Here is an 18,212-nt window from a genome sequence, read left to right as displayed (position 1 = left end):
GGACAGATTCGCCAGCGTCTCGTTCTTTACCTTGCCATCCTCGCGGTAGGAGCGCCGAAGGAGATGGGTCTCATAGATCTTGTCTTTGTGCTGGCGACGAGTAGTGGCAACATGCATGGCACCGCTACAGCGTTTCACGTGTTCTGGCCATCACAGCAATTTGATCCTGTCAAGGCACTCGTGTCTACACTTTCAGGCAGCCCTTATCTCTATACCCAGTTCACACGTGCTTTTGGGGGTAGAGGCCGTCGTAAGTTCGGTTTAGGCGAGGTAGCTGGCGATGATCGTTCCAACTTCGATCGGCTGGTCGTGGAGGACATCATGGGCAGCATCGGCGATCATGTGAACCTCGCAGCTTGGGAGGTGGCGAGCACGGTCGGCCATCTGGGCATAGGCGGTGTCTTGCTCCCCGTAGAGGTAGAGCAGCTGGGTCGTCGTGCGAGCGAGGTCGGCGGTGAGGTCCGGCTGTTGGCCGGTTCCATAGCTACGCAGAGCGGCACCGAGGCGCGCTGGATGGTTTCCCAATCGCAATCGAAGATCGGTTTCACTGAGTGCCCGCTGTCCAAAAAGTGGTGCTTGGTTCCACTCCTGCAGGAAGGCTACGAACTCGTGATTATCTACGCCCAATCCACCGGTGTACGGGATCCCTTCAAGCCGAGTGGCGAGGGCATCGTCACTAGCGATGCGCGCAGCACGGGCATCCTCATCTTGATAGCCCAGGTGGGCGGAGGCGACGACCGCGCGGCGGATGCGTTCAGGGTAACGCGATATGAACCACAAGCCAAGTCGTGCTCCCATCGAGTAACCGATGAGGTCGAGTTTGGCTGACTCGGTGGCTTGGGCTCCAATGGCGTCGAGTGCTGCGAAGAAGTTCATCGGGTCGTCGTCGGTGACCGGCGTTGCTCCATGCCCTGGGCAGTCGATGAACCAGATGCGTCGGTAGTGGGGGGCTAGGGGACCGACCAGGGCGTTCACCATGGCGAATCGGTTCTGGGTAAAACCATGGAGACAGATAACGTCGCCATCGGATGCACGGGTTTGCACCCGCAGTGCCGCTACCGTGGAGTTAAGGAGCGTGTGTGACAGCGTCAGTATCGACACCAGCGTCCTTTGGGGCGAACGTAGATCTTTTTGCCATTCTGTTGGACCAGCTTAACTGGCTGGGACTCCGGCGGGTGGTGCTGGCCCCTGGTTCACGATCGACACCCCTCGCCGTTGCGTTGGCGACCTCTCGGATGGAGGTGACCGTGTGCCTCGACGAACGGGGGGCTGCCTTCTTTGCCCTCGGTGTTACTCGCCGTACGGGAGAACCCGTCATGGTCGTCACGACGTCGGGAACGGCAAGCCTCGAGCTGGTACCGGCGGTTGCGGAGGCATCGCTGGCTGGGCTTCCCCTGTTGGCGGTAACCGCCGATCGGCCTGCTCGGCTCAAGGGGGTGGGTGCCCCTCAGACGCTCGATCAGTTCCAAGCCCTTGCAGGATTCGTCCGCACGACACTCGCCCTCGAGCTGGGGGATTCGCTTGGCAGGGGTGATCTTGCCTCGATTGCACGACAGCTCATGCTTGAACTCATCGGTGCTCCCGATGGACCAGGACCGGTCCATCTCAACCTCGGCATTGAGGAGCCTCTTCTTGGTGTCGTGACTCGCGGGCAGGAGCCAAGCGATCTTGATCGGGTCACGGAGGCGTCGTTGCGTGCCTCCCCCCAGAGGCCGATCGTTTCTCGACCAGCCCTTGCGCCACTCGATGCTGTGGTCGCGGCCCAGATCTTTGATCCACGACGATGTGGTTGGATACTCTTAGGTGGTGTCGGTGACGCGGGTGCTGGACTCATTCCAACCAATGAAGATCAGGCCGGCTCCGATCAGGCCAGCTCCGATCAGGCCAGCGTTGCCCTCGCAGCCCTCGCGCTCAGCGAGGGGCTGGGTTGGGAACTCATTGTGGATGCACGTAGTCAATTACCATCCGACCGTCAGGCCGTCATTCATCTTGAGAGCGTGGCTCGTGGCGACCTCGATCTTCCAGATCTGGCGGTGGTGATTGGGGATTTCCCGCTGGCTCGGAGTTCGATGGCGGCGTTGCGAGCGATCGCAGCGAACGGTGGCGAGGTGATCACGATGAACGACCGATTCATCGTCCGTGACCCTGGGCGATTCGTGACCGGTAGCTACGTAGTCAATGTGGAGGCGACGCTACGTCTGGCTATGGCGCGCCTTAAGAGTGATCGGTCGGGTGTCTCCGATCGCGCCGGTGCAAATCGGTCGGGCAAACTCGGGACCACGAGGCCCGCACCGTCTGAACTGGCAAGACTCGATCGACGCATCGATGGGCTAATCGAAGACTTTGTGCGCGAACACTCCGATACCGAGATCGCCTGTGCCCGCCGGCTCTATGGCCTCCTCGCCTGCCGTGAAAGCCTGTTTGTCTCTGCATCGATGCCGATCCGCTATCTCGATCACTTCCGTGGCTATCACAGGGATCCTCCCGTCGTCGGGATGAACCGGGGTGCCAACGGCATCGACGGCGTGATCGCCAGCTACTTAGGGTTCGCCCATGCCCAGCCGGAGGAGTTGGCGACGCTGCTCATCGGGGATCTTGCGACCCTCTATGATGTTGGCTCCCTCATCCATCTCCCTTGGCCCGAGAAGGGCCTCATCGTGGTGTTGGATAACCAGGGAGGTCTGATCTTCGATCAGGTCCCGCCGGCAGCGACGATCCCCGAAGCGGTGCAGACGGCCTATTTTGTCACGCCACCCCGTGTTCGACCGGCTGAGGTCTTGGCCGGCTTTGGCTTGGAGGTTGTCCAGCTCAAGCGAGCTGAGGAGCTCGACACTCTAATCGAGAGTGCGCGATCCGGAGCCTTTGTGGTTGCAGTCTTTGAAGGGACGCGGTCCATGAGTGATAGCTCGCTCGGTAGTCTTTACGCCAGGATCGACACCGATCTCCGACGGTACCGAGAGGCCACTGGAGAGAGATGAGGTCCATAGTGGGTGCAGGTCCATCGTGAGTGTAGGTTTAAAGCAAGTGACGACCTCCCCAACGCACGGCGCAGTCAATGACAACACCGCCAACAATAGAAACGACAAAAGGAGCTAATCAGCGTGGCACTCTATGAGGATCTCACCAAGCGAGGACTCATCAACCAAGTGAGTTCACCAGAGCTTGCGGACCGGGTCGATCACGACCGCCTCTCGCTGTACGTGGGGTTCGACCCGACTGCCGACTCGTTGCACCTTGGCAATCTCCTCGGACTGATGATGCTGCGCCGCTTCCAGCTCGCGGGCCATCGCCCCATCATGGTGGCCGGTGGTGGGACAGGGATGATCGGGGATCCCTCGGGCCGCTCGACCGAGCGAACCCTCCTCGACAACGAGACATTGACCCGCAATACCGAGGCGATCCGAGCCCAGCTCGAGCGCTTTATCGATTTTGAAGGGGCATCGGCTGGGATGGTAGTCGACAACCGTGAGTGGCTCTCTGAGCTGAATCTCATCGACTATCTCCGCGACTATGGCAAGCATTTCTCACTGGCGACGATGCTGGCCAAGGATTCGGTCAAGACCCGGTTGGGTAGCGATGGCATCTCGTATACTGAGTTCAGCTACATGGTGCTCCAATCCATCGACTTCTTGGAGTTGAACCAGCGCTTTGGGTGCACCCTTCAGCTCGGTGGCTCCGATCAATGGGGCAACATCACCGCCGGGATCGACCTGATCCGTCGAGTGAGCCAACGTGAAGCCTACGGCCTTACGTGGCCGCTGATCACCAAGGCTGATGGAACCAAGTTCGGTAAGTCGATCGGTGGGGCGATCTGGCTTGATCCTCGTCGGACCTCACCGTATGAGCTCTATCAGTTCCTCGTGCGCTCGGATGACTCCATGGTGATCTCCTATCTCAAGCAGTTCACCTTCCTCGATCTTGGCGAGATCGCCGAGCTCGAAGATGCCTTTGTTGCCCACCCGGAGCGCCGGGATCCCCACCAGCGCCTCGCCTTCGAGCTGGTCTCGCTGGTACATGGAGCCGATGAAGCCGAGCGCGCACACAAGGCGAGTCGTTCGCTTTTTACCGGCGAGCTTGAGTCGCTCGCGCCAGACCTCCTCGAGGAGGCGCTTGGCGAGGCTCCGACCCTCGAGATCGAGGCCAGCGCTTTTGAGGGGGGGATCGATCTGGTCGAACTCGTTGCACAGACTCCGCTGTTTGCATCCAAGTCACAGCTGCGGCGCATCTTGGCCCAGGGTGGCCTCTACCTGAACGGCGTGCCCCAGCGCGAGAGTATTCTCATCACCACCGAGCTGCTGGTCGACGGTCGCCTGATCGTGTTGCGTCGTGGGAAAAAGGACTACTGCCTCGTCCGGGTGATTGATTCATCGGTCGCGAGCGCATGACGCAGTCGGTCTCGATACTCGGCCAGCACGACCGATGAGCCGTAGCGCTGTCGAGGCCAGAGAAAGCCACGAAGGCCGTCTCCTCGCCGTCTGGGAATAACATGAACGTGGAGATGTGGTACCGACTGCGAGATGATGGTGTTAGCGAGGGTGAGAACCCCCTCTGCCTGATAGGCCTCCATCATCGCCCTAGCCGTCGCCTGGGTGTCGGTCATGACCAGTGCTGCGAGGTCGGGTGGCGCAACCAACAAGTGCTCCACATGGGTCCTCGGAACCACCAGGGCGTGCCCCAAGAAGACCGGAGCATGGTCGAGCAGTACCGCTGTGTCGGTATTGATGGCGACGACGTGGGGATCGTCAGGATTTGCGATCAGATCGCAGAACGGGCAGGACATGTCTGAGATTGTAGCGACGAGCGACGATGCCCAGTTGCGCAGCGCACTGTGGGCGATGACGTCGGGACTCTATTTGCTCAGCCTTTCAGATGGATCACGGACGCATCTCATGACGATCTCATTGGTCATGCAGGCTGCCAAGCATCCACGTAGGCTCGCGATGTCGATTGAAGAAGGCGCGATCGCGTTGGGGTTCCTGGCTCCGTTGAGTCCCGTCGGGCTTGTCTTGCTAGAGGCGTCCCAAGCTCCCTTGGCGCGCAAGTTTGCAAAGCCACCCGTGTTCGAAGACCAAGACGATACCCGCGCCAGTGGCGTTTCCATTGTTCGTCACGCTGAGTCGGGTTTGGTGATGCCATGCGATGCCCTTGGCATGCTGATTGGGAGGGTGTACTCGACCATAGCGCTGGAGAGCCATTGGCTCGTTGTCACTTCGGTCGATAGCATGGTCACAACGAAGACACCTTCGCAATGGACGAAGGTGCTGTCGATGTCGGATACTCGGATGCGCTACGGTGGCTAGCGACGGAGAAAAGGGGCAGTTTGGAGCGCTCTAGACGCTTTCGCGATGCGGTGGTTGGTGATGGACTCGGTGGCGACGGTGCTGACTCGACGATCAAGGAGGTGCTGACCCCGGATCTGAGGGCAGCGCTGGTTCATCGCGAGGGAATCCGACTGCGCTGGGTCGCCACCGATGCCGACCTCGCCCAGGTTGTCGAGGAGGCCAAGGCCACCGGTTCGGTTGCGGTTGACACCGAATTCCATCGCGAGCGTAGCTATTACCCCAAGCTTGCACTCGTTCAGATGCGGGTGGGGGACTTCATTTTTCTGATCGACCCACTGGAGCTCGATCTAAGCCCATTGGCCGAGATCTTCTTCGACGAGACCATTAAGTTTGTTTTCCACGCCAGTGAGCAGGATCTTGAGATTCTTGAACGCGCAGTGGGTGCTCGGCCGGTTCGACTCTTCGATACCCAAGTGGCTGCCGGTTTTCTCGGGATGAGCCACGCCTCACTCGGCGCACTTTTGCATCAGTTTCTCCAGGTGACCATTGCGAAGGGAGCCCGGCTCTCGGATTGGATGGCGCGACCACTCAGCCCTGAGCAGATCGATTACGCGGCGACCGACGTCCTGTATCTTGAAGAGCTTGAGCGTCGCATTGTGGTGGATCTTGAAGTACTGGGTCGAGGGACCTGGGCACTCGAGGAGATGGAGGCAGTCGTGCGTCGGCGCCGTTCCGAGACTCCTGTCGAGCTGGCCTGGACCCGCATCCGTGAGTGTCGCACGCTCGACGATGAGGGACAGCGTCGGGTTGCTGCACGGATTGCCGCTTGGCGTGAGGAGCAAGCCAGGGTCCGTGATGTGCCTGCACGATCAATTCTCTCAGATCTCGCCATCGCCTCGATCGCTCGCGCCAGACCACGGTCACGCTCCGAGTTTGAGCGCCTGCGCGGGGTCGATTCGCGTCGGATGGGTACGGAGACCATCGCTTGTCTTCTCGAGCTTGTCGCGAGTGACCAGCCGATTGGAACTGCAACGGCAGAGCTGGCGATTTCAGCAACTATGCGTCCAGAACTTGCTCCTATCGTCTTGCTTGCTGCCTCGGTTGTCCAGGCCACAGCCCTCGAGCTTGATCTTGACGCATCACTGATCGCTGCACGGGACGACATCGTTGATTTTGTCGTGCGTCGTCGTGGCGGGCTGTCGCGAGGTTGGCGCTATGAGGTGTGTGGAGCCGAGCTTGGCGCACTGCTCGCAGGTGAGCGCAGTGTTCAAGTCAGCGATGGTGAACGCCTCTTGATGGGGTTGTGTGACGCGATTTCCCAGTCACCTGAGGACGACCCGACCGGCTCTTCGATGCGCGACCGTTGATCGGATGAACCGACAGTCGGCGTCTCGAACCAGAGTCAACTGTGCGAACACACATCGGATCGTTTCTGCGCTTGGGCTGGTTTTGCAAACCGGTGATGAGATACTCACCGCTTGGGCCAGTGCGTGCTTGGTGCCACTTGTTAACCATCTGTATGTGCCCGCTAACTGGTAATCACCGGGCTCCAAAAGGACCCGGACGTGGGCAACCGAGTCGGCTTCGTCCGCCGGGCGTGCGATCTTGGCTCAGTACCGGGGGCGGCCCAATGCTCTGCCTCCGGGAGCCTAGCTCTCTGCCTCCGGGGAGCCTAGCTCTCTGCCTCCGGGGAGCCTAGCTCTCTGCCTCCGGGGAGCCTAGCTCTCTGCCTCGGAGGGCCGTAGATCGATGGTGAGCGTGAGGATTCCATCCTCGAGCTTGGCTACTGCATCGCCAATGACGGCATAGTCGAAGTAGTCGATCGACGCCTGTTCGACGAACTTTGCCCGTTCGCTCCCTTCTACCGGTGGAATGGGCCGAGACTTGACGGCCGCTGCTCGGCGCTGGAAGCGCTCGATCATCTCTTGTGGATCGAATGTGTCTGCCATCGATGCTCCTTCTTGGAATCGAACGTCTCTTGTTATGAACTCACCTTGGCCCGAATTCACCTTGGCCCGAATTCACCTTGGCCCGAATTCACCTTGTCCTGAACCAAAGGGTCTCGCTCCTCGTACGGTGTCTCGACACGTCGAGCTGGTTTGGCCGGACCGGGTCAACGTCGTCAACTCGGGATCAAACTATTGTTCCATCCTATTCTTGCTGCCGGCGAGTCCGTGATCTTGGTGTGCGTTGTGAACCTGCCAGGACCCGGGTCACCCGGACCCTCTTTGGTTGGGGCCTTCCCAACAGCCCGAACCCAACAGCCTGAACTCGATGACTCAAACCCGATAGCTACAACCTGGGGGCTCGCCTCCATTCACGACGCTGTTGGCCGATTTTCATGGTCAAGCCCCAGCCGGGCCGGCTTGCCGGGGCGGGGCTAGCGGCACAGACATGCCTTGTCTTGGAATCTATCCTAGCTGTCAGGCGTTTTGCCCTAGTAGCTGGAGATTCCCAAGGCAGGGATCGCTAAACTGGCTATTGGACGTGCGAGGAAAGATAATGGGTCTCGTCAGATTGAGTGGGAGCAGCGCGTGAAAAAGGGTCGTCATCGCCGGTACGAAGAGGCGCGAAAGGCAAAGCAGGGCATTCCCGTTCCACTCATTCGTTGTGAGGAATGCGGAGGCGATTCGGTTCATGGCCACGCCCAGTGGTGCATGGCCTACTTAGACGATGACGAGCTTCAGGCTGCGTCATCGACGTACGGGTACGACGACGATTCGGAGGAATGAGCCGTCACCGCTGCGTTCTTTACTACTACCTTCACTCAGCCGTCATCGGCGGTTCCGGGTGTCGTTGGGCAGTCACGTGATGCAGGTCAATCGGGTGTTGTCTTCCTTCATGGTTGGCGACGCGACCACAACGACTGGTCTCGTGTCATTCGAAGTCTCGATGACCGCATCTCCGTTTTAGCCCTTGACCTGCCGGGTTTTGGCGAGTCGGTTGCGCCTGCGATTGCGATCGGTAGCCAGGGTTATGCCGAGGCTGTTGCCGGCGTGATCCGTGTCTGGCGTCGCCAGGTCAACCTTGGCCGCATCGTCGTTGTCGGACACTCCTTTGGTGGCAGGGTGGCGATTGAGCTGGCTGGTGTCGTTGCTCCCGAGCTTGTCGATGAGGTCGTGCTCGTTGGTGTCCCAATCATCAAGCCAACCAATCAAGCCAAGTCGCCGTTTGCTTACCGGCTCGTGCGGGCATTGGCTGGCGCTGGCGTGGTCTCACAGGCTCGACTGGAGAAGGCACGCCATAAGTACGGATCGGATGACTACCGCAATGCCGACGGCATCATGCGTGAGATCTTTGTCAAGGTCGTTAATGAGGAGCATCTTGAAAGCCTCAAGAAGATCGAACGCCCAGTCAACATGCTGTGGGGTTCCCTCGACCAGGCGTGCCCGGTTGCGTTGGCTCGCCAAGCGGAGGCCGCGAACCCGCACGCGACGCTGCAGGTGCTCGATGGTGTCCATCATCTCGTGCCGATCGAGGATCCTGAGTCGATCGCCAACCTGATCGCTGCTAGAGTAGATGAGTCTTAGTCCGGGAGGTTGGCCGAAGCAATGGGGCGAGAGCTTGCCGTCGTAGTGGCCGTCGTGCTTGGGATTCTGGCCCAGGCTGGGGCAATCAAGTGGGTGCGTGTTGCCCAACGAGAGCACTACTTGCCAGGACGTATCGGGATCTTCTTTACCCTCTGGTATCGGGCGTCTTTTGTGAACCAGGCCTTGTTGGTGATCGGGTTCGTGCTGGTGGTCGGCGGTTTTGTCACCGCGCTCGGCACACTTGGCCACCTTATTGTTGCAGCCGTTCTCGTAATCTGTCTGGCGTTAGCTCCCGTTGGGCTTGGCTTTCGTGGACGCACCTCGAAACTCGCCCTGACCACCAGAGTGAAACGACTGTTGGTGACCATCGGGATTATCGATGTTGTCGCGACGCTGATCGGCTGGTTGGTCGGGTTCCCACTGGCTTTTGCGCTCGCGGCTGGCTACCTCGCGCCAGCGGTGGTCGAGCTGGCCCTGGTTGTGACCCAACCCCTTGAGGATCGATTCCTGCAACGCTACGTTGACGATGCGACCGAACGACTGCTACGGGTGCGACCACGCGTCGTTGGGATCACCGGCTCGTTCGGCAAGACGACGACCAAGAATTACTTGGCAACCCTGCTCGAAGGCTCGGTACGAGCCGTCGCCTCCCCGGCGTCCTTTAACAACCGAGGTGGCCTTGCCCGCGCGATCAACGAACGTCTGGTGCCTGGCACCGAGGTGTTTATCGCGGAGATGGGCACGTTTGGGCCCGGTGAGATCGCTGCACTCTGTGCGTGGGTTCCACCCGAGATTGCGGTCATCACCGCACTTGGTCCCGTCCATCTCGAGCGCTTCGGCTCCGAGGCCTCGATCCTCCGTGCCAAGCTTGAGATTACCGAGCAAGCCTCGGTGGTGATCATAAACGTCGACTACCCACGGCTGGCGTTGGCAGCAAAGGCGCTTGCTGGGAGCGCCACCCAACGCCGAATCATCAAAGTCTCGTCCATCGCACTCGATGTTGATGTGACGGTAAAACCCAACGAAGAGGGCGAGCTGGTGATCTATCTGGCCGGTTCGAAGTTGACCAAGATCGAGGCCGGTGATATCGCGCCCACGAACCTCGCTTGTGCGATAGCGGCTGCTCTCGAGTGCGGTGTCACGCCCAAGGCGATCGGAGATCGACTCGGGTTGGTGACGTCACCAGCGAATCGTTTGGTCACGGCGGTTGTGCCCGAAAGCGGTATCGAGGTGCTCGACGATACCTACAACTCCAATCCGGCCGGGGCCCGTAGGGCTCTTGCAGCGCTTGAACGGCGAGGGTCTGAGACCGCGACCAAGTTCGTCGTGACGCCAGGGATGGTTGAGCTGGGTAAGCGACAATATCCTGAGAATTACTCGCTCGGCAAAGCGGTCGGTGTGGTTGCTCATCAGCTCATCGTTGTCGGGGCGACGAACCGGGCGGCGTTGGTCGGGGGAGCTGCTGAGGCCCAGGCGGAGTCGACGCAGAGTCGATTGGCGACCGTGATTACCGTCAAGGATCGAGCAAGCGCGATTGCCCACGTGAAACGTAGTGCCAAGGCCGGTGATGTTGTCCTCTATGAGAACGACTTGCCTGATCATTATCCGTAGCTAGAGTTGAATTCGGTCTTTGTGGTCGGACGTTATCGTGGATGCTCCTTACCTGGGGGTTCTCCAGCAAGGTAGGTCTCCTTGGTTGTGGGTGATCGTGCTAGGTGTCGCTCACTCGTGTTTGGTCATCGACTTGCGCCAAGCTGTCGGGTGGGTGTTGTGCGAGTGATGGAGCTAAGAACCCCCCATCGTTTTGAAGAGAGGCGTGCCGTGCCCACAAGTTCGTGCGATGAGAAGGCTCGAAGGTCGACGCGATGTGGTGATTGGTGCAAGGCAAGTGGCCCAGATCCGAAGCGGTTCTGCCCCTGCGGAGGATAAGCCGATTATTCTGCGTTGGAATGATCCACTGCAAGGTTCCTGGCGCAGACGTGCCCGTGGATCTGGGCGGTAGGCGCCACTATCGTTCGGCGTTGTCAACCATGGCGTACTGGGTTCACCGGGTGACGAGGCCTCCTCAATCCAGCCCGCCTCGATTAGCTACTGCTCCGATGCAGGAAGGTGTCGTGAATCGACAATGGTCTGTTTCGGCTCGGTGCGAGCGACATGATAAAGTTATTGCGTTAGGCCGTTATGAAAGCTACTGGCGCTCGCAGTGAGTTGACGGTGTTGCTCGTCGGCGAGAACAGTGGTTAGCATAACGAGCAAGAAGGTCGGTGATCGAGCCGACAACACAGTCGAAGTTTGCTCGACCGTCTCGCGTTGACGGTCGTGGGATGAGTGGAGTTGTTATGGAGATGATGACCGCGGTTCTCTTTGGAGGACCCTCACCTGAACACGATATCTCGATTCTCACCGGCCTCCAGGCGGCTCGTGCATTGGTACAAGGCCCAGGATCGGTCGTTGGGATCTACTGGTCAAAGACCGGTGAATTTTTCCGTGTACCCCCCACGCTCGAGGCGCCAGCGTTTGCTCAAGGGGTGCCCGCAGGTGCCGAGCCATTGATGCTCATGAGCGGCCTTAAGGCCGGATTTGGAAGCCTGAGTTCTGGGTTGCGTCCAAAGCTGGAGTTGCTACCCATAGAGGTGGTCGTCAACTGTTGTCATGGTGGCCCAGGAGAGGATGGAGCCATCCAAGCAGCTATGGATCTTGCTGGGTTGCGCTACACCGGTCCGTCGGCGGCGACCGCAGCGCTCGGCATGGACAAGCTGAGTTTTGCCGCGCTGGCGTCGGCGGCTGGCCTTCCTGCATTGCCGAGGGCGACCGCTGAGGGAGAGATCGGTTTTGATGGGCCCTACATCGTCAAGCCACGTTATGGTGGCTCTTCGATCGGTATCGAGGTCGTGCGCGACCTTGCAACGCTGAGAGAGCGGGTCCGTAGCTCGGTGCATTTGCGCGACGGAGCGGTCGTTGAGCCGTTTCGAGAGGATCTTTACGACTTGCAGATCGCCGTTCGAAGCTATCCTCGGCTCACCCTCTCTGCCATCGAGCGACCCAAGCGCTCGGAGAAGACGGCTTCGATTCTGAGCTACTCGGATAAGTACCAGCCGGGCACCGGGATGGCATCAGCCCCACGAGAGTTGCCCGCGCTGATCAAGCCGGAGCTTGCCGATCAGATTCGCGACATTGCGACACGAACGGCTACACTGATACAGGCACGTGGGGTTGCAAGGATCGATTTCCTCGCCAACGATGCCGGCGAGCTCTTCTTGAACGAGGTCAATACCATCCCTGGGTCGCTCTCGCATTACCTTTTCATCGAGCCCAAGGAGACGCTGGCAGAGCAGTTGGCCAATGACGTTGCTGAGGCGCGCGAGCGCCCAACCTATCTACCGGTGACCCAAGGGGCCGATGGTAGCGTACTCCAGTCGGCGGCCACCATCGCTCAGAAGCTCGCCTAGGTGCCATCGATGGCTGCACCCGAGCCGATGACCCCAAGCCTGGGGCAGCTCTCTGGCCGCACGCAGCGGGTGGTTGGCGCCATGCTCGATCCGGACGAGCGGCTCGTCGCGGTTATTCATCCCCACTGGTGGTTGGTGTTAGGACCAGCGGCGACGTTCGTGGCAGCCAGTGTGATCGCCATCGTTTTGACGACCTTTAACTACGCGCTGTTGAGCTTGTTGGGTCTTATTATTTTGGCCGTGGCGGTCGTCAACATGGTGTTTCGTGGTTTGCAGTGGTACGTGGAGATGTTGGTGGTGACCGATCGGCGGGTGCGCTTCTCTCGCGGGGTGCTGTTGCGTCGTACCAGCGAGATCCCGCTTCGTCACGTCAACGACATCACGACCGAGCAGGGTATCATCGGGCGCATGCTGCACTTCGGTCGCCTGAAGATCGACTCCGGTAATGCACTCGGTGACGAGCTGGTGACCTTCATCCCGAACCCGGTGCGACTCCGTCAGCTCTTGGCTGGCCTCGAAGATCGTCAACGTTTTGGTGGGGCACCACCCGTCGTGAACTCGGGAGAGGGGAGCGATCGGTTGAGCCGGCTCGAGCGCCTGGCGATTCTTCACGCTGGTGGATTTCTTAGTCTGCAGGAGTTTGAACAAGCAAAGGCCTCGCTCTTGCGCGAGACCGAAGACGATCCAAGGAGTACGATGTGATAGCGTCTGAGCCTGCACGTCAGGCTCTTGCGAGCCGCTGGTCGAGCAACCTGGCAGATTGGGCTATTCCCCAAGAGGTCCTTGCGTCAGCACCTGAGTCTCCGTGGTCCTTTGACCCAAACGCCTTTCGACCCCGGATGGATGAGACCCTCAACCATACCCAACATGCGATTCTTGCACTGCTTGATCGCTCCAGCGACCGCAGTGTTCTCGACGTCGGAGCGGGAGCGGGGGCTGGTGTGTTGCCGATCGCCCCCTCGGTACACTCGCTGTTGGCGCTCGATCAGAATGCGGCCATGCTCGAGGTGCTTGCACTCGAGAGCGAAGCGGTGCCAGAGATGATCGTTGAGACGCGAGTTGGGGACTTCTTCGACCTCGAGCCAGGGCTCGGGCGATACGACGTCGTCACCTCGCAGAATGTTATCTACAACATCGATGATCTTTTTGGCTTTTTGACGGGACTGCTCAATCACGCTCGAGTGGGTGTGGTTCTAGAGATGACGCTGCACCATCCCCATTATGGCCTCAGCCTCCTGTGGCAGCGGTTTCATCAAATCGAACGGCCCTCAACACCGAGTGCTGCCGACGTGATTGAGGCCCTCGAGATGCTCGGGGTGACGCCACGTGTTCTGGTTGGTCCATCGCTTGCGCGTGTTGAGGACCCGGCCCGGCGGATCATCTCTGTCCGACGCAGGCTCTGCCTAGGACCTGATGATGACCCGCGCATTCAGGCAGCGCTCGCGGAGGGTCTGACCCTGGCGAATCCTGCCGTGACGCTGGTCTGTGAGCTCGGCGATGCCTGAGCTGCGCAAGATCGCGCTCTGGCACGAGCTCTATGGAGCCGAGGATGCTCCCGCCGTCGTCATGATCCATGGCCTTGGTGGGCAATTGACCGACTGGCCCAAGTCGTCGATTGACGTCCTGGTCTCGGCCGGTTTTCGGGTGTTGATCTACGATCAGCGTGATAGCGGGCGTTCAACACATCTCAGTGAGGCTGGTGCTCCGGACATCCTCTCGATCTCCATCGGTAGGCACGAGCTCGCTCCCTACACCTTGGCGGATATGGCCGACGACCTGTTGGAGCTGCTCGATCAACTTGGGATCGATCGTGTGCATCTTGTCGGCGTCTCGATGGGTGCGATGGTGGCCCAACAGTTCCTCCTTGCCCAACCAACGCGCGTGCGTTCAATCGTTTCGATGCTCGGAACCACCGGTCGTAGGGGTGTCGGCGGCCCGAGTGAGCTTGCACTGGCGGCGTTGCTGAACCCAAATCCTGCTGAACCGCTCGAGGTGGTGGTTGCGTGCCCACGCTCAGCCACAGAGCGACAGGCGATTCTGGATCGCATCTCCCGTGGTGCTGAGCGACTCGCCGCGGCTGGGACCGACGATCCGTATGCGAGCGTCCGTCAGCTTGGGGCCATCCTTGCCTCTGGGGACCGCTCCTCGGCGTTGGCGGCCCTCGATGGCTTGCCCGCGTTGGTGGTGCACGGGACGATCGATCCACTGGTAGACGTCTCGGGTGGTTTTGATACCTTCCGTGTCTTAAAGGAAGCACGCCTGCTGCTCTTCGGTGGGCTCGGTCATGATCTGCCCACATGGTGCTGGGATAGGCTGGCTCCAGAGCTGTTGACGACGATTCAAAGGGCAAAGGACTAACGCAGGTGGGACCACTCCAAGGTATCAGAGTTATCGAGATGGCGGGCATCGGCCCAGCACCCTTCGCTGGTATGGTGCTGGCCGACCTTGGTGCCACGGTCATTCGGATCGACCCACCCAAGCGTCCTGGGATCGGTGCCGACCTCATGGGGAGGGGAAAACGAGCGATCGCCATCGATGCGAAAAAGCCTGGTGCGACCGAGGTCATCATGCAAATTATCGATCGCTCATCGATCCTCATTGAGGGATTTCGTCCAGGCGTGATGGAGCGCTTGGGTTTGGGCCCGGCTGAGGTGATGGCGCACAACCCCCGGATTGTCTACGGGCGGATGACCGGCTGGGGCCAGGATGGGCCGAAGGCAGCCCACTCAGGCCATGACATCAACTACATCTCCATGGCTGGCGTGCTCGGCTCCGTCGGGGATGAGTCGCGCGGTCCTGCGATCCCGCTGAACCTGGTCGGGGACTTTGGTGGAGGCGGGATGTTGCTCGTGGCTGGCGTGCTGGCGGCGCTCATCGAGTCGCATCGAACCGGACAAGGTCAAGTGGTTGATGCTGCCATGGTCGATGGGTCGTTGTTGTTGATGACCATGATTTACTCCATGTTCCAAGAGGGGCAGTGGTCCAATCCCGCTGGCCGCAATCTTCTCGATGGGGGAGCGCCCTTCTACCGAACCTATCGGACGGCGGATGATCGTTGGATGGCTGTAGGTGCGCTTGAGCCCCAGTTCTTCGACGAGCTCGTCACCCGTCTTGGTCTCGGAGACCGATTCAATGCTCAGAACCAGTACGATCATCGTCTCTGGCCCGAGATGCAGGTCGCCTTTGAGACGAAGTTTCTTGGCCGCAACCGAGCTGCGTGGGAGCAGATCTTTCAAGACTCTGACGCGTGCGTCACCCCTGTCTTGACTATGGCCGAATCCTTGCGGCACCCCTTCCACGAGGCCCGCTCGAGTTTCCAGGCGGTGGGTTCCATGACCCAGCCTGCCCCGGCACCGCGGTTTGGACTGCATACCAATGAGCATCAACCAACTGCAACCCAGTTGCGCTACGACACTCGTGGCATTCTTGACGAAATCGGTCTCAACAGCGACGACGTCGAGTCACTCGTAGCACAAGGGCTGGTCATCGAGTAGGCCAAATGTTCTATCTCGGGCGCAGGGGCGATGGGGCACCGTACTTTACCTCCGAGCGCTCCCATCTGCTGGTCCTGGGTCCTCCGCGGTCTGGGAAGACCTCCTCGTTGGTGATCCCGAACGCCCGACTCTTTCCCGGCGCGGTGGTGGTCACCTCGACCAAGAACGACATCCTCGATGCGATTCGCCAGCGACGGGTTGAGCTCGGTACGATCTGGGTCTTTGATCCGAGCCACGAGATACCACTCAATGAGGACGCCCAGCGTGCGGTGTGGTCTCCAGTTGTCGGGGCGAGCACCTTCGAGGAGGCGGTGCTGGTTGCGGAGGGGTTTGTCTCCGTTGCTCTTGGGGGTTCGAGCGGTTCAGACCGTCACTGGGTTGATCGGGCAAAGGCGCTACTGGCCCCGTTGTTGCATGCAGCCCATCTCTTGGAGGTCCCGGCGAGTGTGGTGGCCGGCTGGGTCGATCGACGTGATTTCGCCGAGGCCATCGACACCCTGCAGTTCAACGGCGCTGAACGCGCGTTGGAGGTGCTCCAGGGGGTGCTGGCCAGCGAGGCGCGGGAGCGCTCGGCGATCATCTCCTCGGCCTCTGGGGCGCTGGCGGCCTATCGCTTTGGGGATTCTGATGTTGGGGAGCTGTTTGACCCTTCTAGGTTCGTCATCAGCAACGATGTCTTACTCATCGTCTCTCCGGCGTTGGTGCAGACGGTGGTCGCACCCGTCGTGGTCGCCTTAATCGACGAGATCCGTCGGGCCGCATACCGGGCGGCGGCCGTCGATGCGCATCCGATGGTGGCACTGATTCTTGACGAGATGGCCAACATCGCGCCCTTACCCTCGCTTGGCTCGCTGCTCTCTGAGGGTGTCTCCCAGGGGGTCTATCTGCTCGGCGCACTCCAAGATCTGTCCCAGGCACGGCTGCGCTGGCCAGAGCTGATGCGTGGCCTGCTGACGCTGTTTGGCACGACGGTGGTACTCGGTGGCATCGGTGATGTCGAGACGCTGCGGATGTTGGAGGAGCTCTTTGGCTCCGTGGATCACCCCGAGGTTGGCTGGCAACGGGGTGGACTATGGCGGGTCACGACGAGTACCCATCGGGTGGGCCGTCCGCTGTTTGGGCGCGGGGAGCTACGCGGACTGGGGGCCTTTGAAGGCGCGGTGCTTGACCTTCGCGGGGGTTCGGGGAGGGTACAACTGACGCCAGATTTCTGGTTTCAACAGGAATGATCGAGCGACATCGCCGACCCAGATCACTACTGGTAGGCTGTGGCTGCAATGCCAACGCTTGTCACCATCTTGTTAACCAGGGTAAAGCGCAGCCAGGTGATCACCCTGCTGGTAGCTTCGGTTGCTTGCATCGTGGTCGGGGCCATCGCCTTCGCGGCGACCCAGCACGTTAGCGTTGGAATCGGTCTCTATTGGGCTATCACCACGGCGACGACGGTTGGCTACGGCGATGTCACCCCACACAACACCGTGGGTCGTGTGATCGCCATCTTGGTCATGGTCACCTCCATCCCCCTCTTTGGTGCCGCCTTTGCCTTTTTGGCGGCAACGTTGACCGCGGCACGGCTCGCTAAGCTCTTGCACATGCGAGAGGGGCCACCACGAGGGAGTTTCGTTGCCATCTACGGCATGCACGACGCTGTCCGAAAAATCGCCGATGAGGTTGCGAGAACCGGGGAACGCGTGGTCGTGATCGCCGAGAGCAACCTCGAGAGTCTCCCAGCGACGGTCGAGACCATCAAAGGGGACCCGACCCTTGAGTCTGTGTTGCGCCGTTCGGAGCCAGAGCGCGCCTCGCGACTCTTGATCGCGGTCGAAGACGAGAAGGATGCGCTCTTGGTCGCTGTGATGTTGCGCCACCTGGCGCCCACGGTCCCGCTGATCGCGGTGGCCAACTCAGCCAGAATCGCCACTGCGCTGACCGACCTCGGTGTCGAAACAACCGTGTCGGTGGAGGATCTGTTGGGGCACACGTTGGCCAAGAGCATTGAGACCCCGCATGCAGGTGATCTTTTGCTGGAGATGGTCCGCTCACCGGAGATGGTTTTTCGTGAGTTTGATCCCCCAGCCGAGCTCATCGGCAAGACGCTGAGCAGCGCGCGATCGATTGAACCTGGATTGCTGCTTGGCGTCGTCAAAGAGGGGCAGATCCACATGGGGGTCTCCTCCGATCCCATCATCGAAGCCGGTGATGCCATTCTCGTGCTGCGGCGTCGCGAGGATTCAAGCCGCCATAAGCCAGCGAGAGATGAGCCTGTCCCCAACGGGTAAGAAGCAGCGCTCGCTTGACGCGCCGTGGTGAACACCTGGCTATGCAGAGTAGGGCACGCTACTGATACGGCTACGTTGATCACTCTTGAACATAGTTTGCCATCATGTCGCTAGAACAAGGTCAGTACCTATTGGGTTGTGGCACAGGAGCTTAGAGTCCACTCAGTGACACTACACC

At 60.1% G+C, this 18,212-nt stretch carries 17 protein-coding genes; 14 read left to right on the top strand and 3 right to left on the bottom strand.

Annotated features, from left to right (window positions below):
* Positions 1–261 precede the first annotated feature (261 nt).
* On the bottom strand, positions 262–1,101 hold the full coding sequence (locus MP439_10390; protein MCI2976463.1) for an alpha/beta fold hydrolase: 840 nt from the start codon (positions 1,099–1,101) through the stop codon (positions 262–264).
* Here MP439_10390 and MP439_10385 point away from each other — a divergent pair.
* Both MP439_10385 and tyrS read left to right on the top strand, forming a co-directional pair.
* Positions 1,080–2,978: a hypothetical protein gene (locus MP439_10385; protein MCI2976462.1), complete on the top strand. Its 1,899-nt coding sequence runs from the start codon at positions 1,080–1,082 to the stop codon at positions 2,976–2,978. The two genes, MP439_10390 and MP439_10385, sit on opposite strands and share 22 nt — an antisense overlap.
* Positions 2,979–3,101: 123 nt before the next feature.
* A complete protein-coding gene (tyrS, locus tag MP439_10380; protein ID MCI2976461.1) occupies positions 3,102–4,385 on the top strand; it encodes a tyrosine--tRNA ligase in 1,284 nt (427 codons plus the stop codon).
* Here the strand turns inward: tyrS and MP439_10375 are convergent.
* Positions 4,340–4,780, bottom strand: a complete 441-nt coding sequence (locus tag MP439_10375; GenBank protein ID MCI2976460.1) for an HIT family protein — start codon at positions 4,778–4,780, stop codon at positions 4,340–4,342. The genes tyrS and MP439_10375 overlap by 46 nt on opposite strands.
* Here MP439_10375 and MP439_10370 point away from each other — a divergent pair.
* Positions 4,779–5,300, top strand: a complete 522-nt coding sequence (locus MP439_10370) for a flavin reductase family protein (GenBank protein MCI2976459.1) — start codon at positions 4,779–4,781, stop codon at positions 5,298–5,300. The genes MP439_10375 and MP439_10370 overlap by 2 nt on opposite strands.
* A 20-nt stretch (positions 5,301–5,320) precedes the next feature.
* Positions 5,321–6,649, top strand: a complete 1,329-nt coding sequence (locus MP439_10365; GenBank protein ID MCI2976458.1) for an HRDC domain-containing protein — start codon at positions 5,321–5,323, stop codon at positions 6,647–6,649.
* A gap of 351 nt (positions 6,650–7,000) precedes the next feature.
* On the opposite strand, the gene MP439_10360 is transcribed toward MP439_10365, so the two are convergent.
* On the bottom strand, positions 7,001–7,231 hold the full coding sequence (locus tag MP439_10360) for a hypothetical protein (protein ID MCI2976457.1): 231 nt from the start codon (positions 7,229–7,231) through the stop codon (positions 7,001–7,003).
* A gap of 585 nt (positions 7,232–7,816) precedes the next feature.
* On the opposite strand from MP439_10360, the gene MP439_10355 reads away from it, so the two are divergent.
* From MP439_10355 to MP439_10310, 10 genes are all read left to right on the top strand, one after another.
* Positions 7,817–8,014, top strand: coding sequence for a hypothetical protein (locus MP439_10355; protein ID MCI2976456.1), 198 nt, complete (start codon positions 7,817–7,819; stop codon positions 8,012–8,014).
* A gap of 147 nt (positions 8,015–8,161) precedes the next feature.
* On the top strand, positions 8,162–8,812 hold the full coding sequence (locus MP439_10350; protein ID MCI2976455.1) for an alpha/beta hydrolase: 651 nt from the start codon (positions 8,162–8,164) through the stop codon (positions 8,810–8,812).
* A gap of 21 nt (positions 8,813–8,833) precedes the next feature.
* Positions 8,834–10,423 (top strand): Mur ligase family protein, encoded by a 1,590-nt coding sequence (locus MP439_10345; GenBank protein MCI2976454.1) that lies wholly within the window; start codon positions 8,834–8,836, stop codon positions 10,421–10,423.
* A 713-nt stretch (positions 10,424–11,136) separates the two neighbouring features.
* Positions 11,137–12,261: a hypothetical protein gene (locus MP439_10340; GenBank protein MCI2976453.1), complete on the top strand. Its 1,125-nt coding sequence runs from the start codon at positions 11,137–11,139 to the stop codon at positions 12,259–12,261.
* Between the two features lie 9 nt (positions 12,262–12,270).
* On the top strand, positions 12,271–12,963 hold the full coding sequence (locus MP439_10335) for a PH domain-containing protein (GenBank protein ID MCI2976452.1): 693 nt from the start codon (positions 12,271–12,273) through the stop codon (positions 12,961–12,963).
* Complete coding sequence (locus tag MP439_10330; GenBank protein MCI2976451.1) at positions 12,960–13,766, top strand: class I SAM-dependent methyltransferase; 807 nt, start codon at positions 12,960–12,962, stop codon at positions 13,764–13,766. The genes MP439_10335 and MP439_10330 overlap by 4 nt, the downstream gene beginning before the upstream one ends.
* The gene (locus MP439_10325; GenBank protein MCI2976450.1) at positions 13,759–14,619 is read left to right on the top strand and encodes an alpha/beta hydrolase; all 861 of its coding nucleotides are present in this window, start codon (positions 13,759–13,761) and stop codon (positions 14,617–14,619) included. The genes MP439_10330 and MP439_10325 overlap by 8 nt, the downstream gene beginning before the upstream one ends.
* Before the next feature lie 5 nt (positions 14,620–14,624).
* The gene (locus MP439_10320) at positions 14,625–15,755 is read left to right on the top strand and encodes a CoA transferase (GenBank protein MCI2976449.1); all 1,131 of its coding nucleotides are present in this window, start codon (positions 14,625–14,627) and stop codon (positions 15,753–15,755) included.
* A gap of 5 nt (positions 15,756–15,760) precedes the next feature.
* The gene (locus tag MP439_10315; protein MCI2976448.1) at positions 15,761–16,984 is read left to right on the top strand and encodes a type IV secretory system conjugative DNA transfer family protein; all 1,224 of its coding nucleotides are present in this window, start codon (positions 15,761–15,763) and stop codon (positions 16,982–16,984) included.
* A 48-nt stretch (positions 16,985–17,032) separates the two neighbouring features.
* Positions 17,033–18,034: an ion channel gene (locus MP439_10310; protein MCI2976447.1), complete on the top strand. Its 1,002-nt coding sequence runs from the start codon at positions 17,033–17,035 to the stop codon at positions 18,032–18,034.
* Positions 18,035–18,212 lie beyond the last annotated feature (178 nt).

It is taken from the genome of Ferrimicrobium sp., assembly GCA_022690815.1.
Lineage (GTDB): Bacteria > Actinomycetota > Acidimicrobiia > Acidimicrobiales > Acidimicrobiaceae > Ferrimicrobium.
This window is presented reverse-complemented; position numbering and strand designations above follow the sequence as displayed.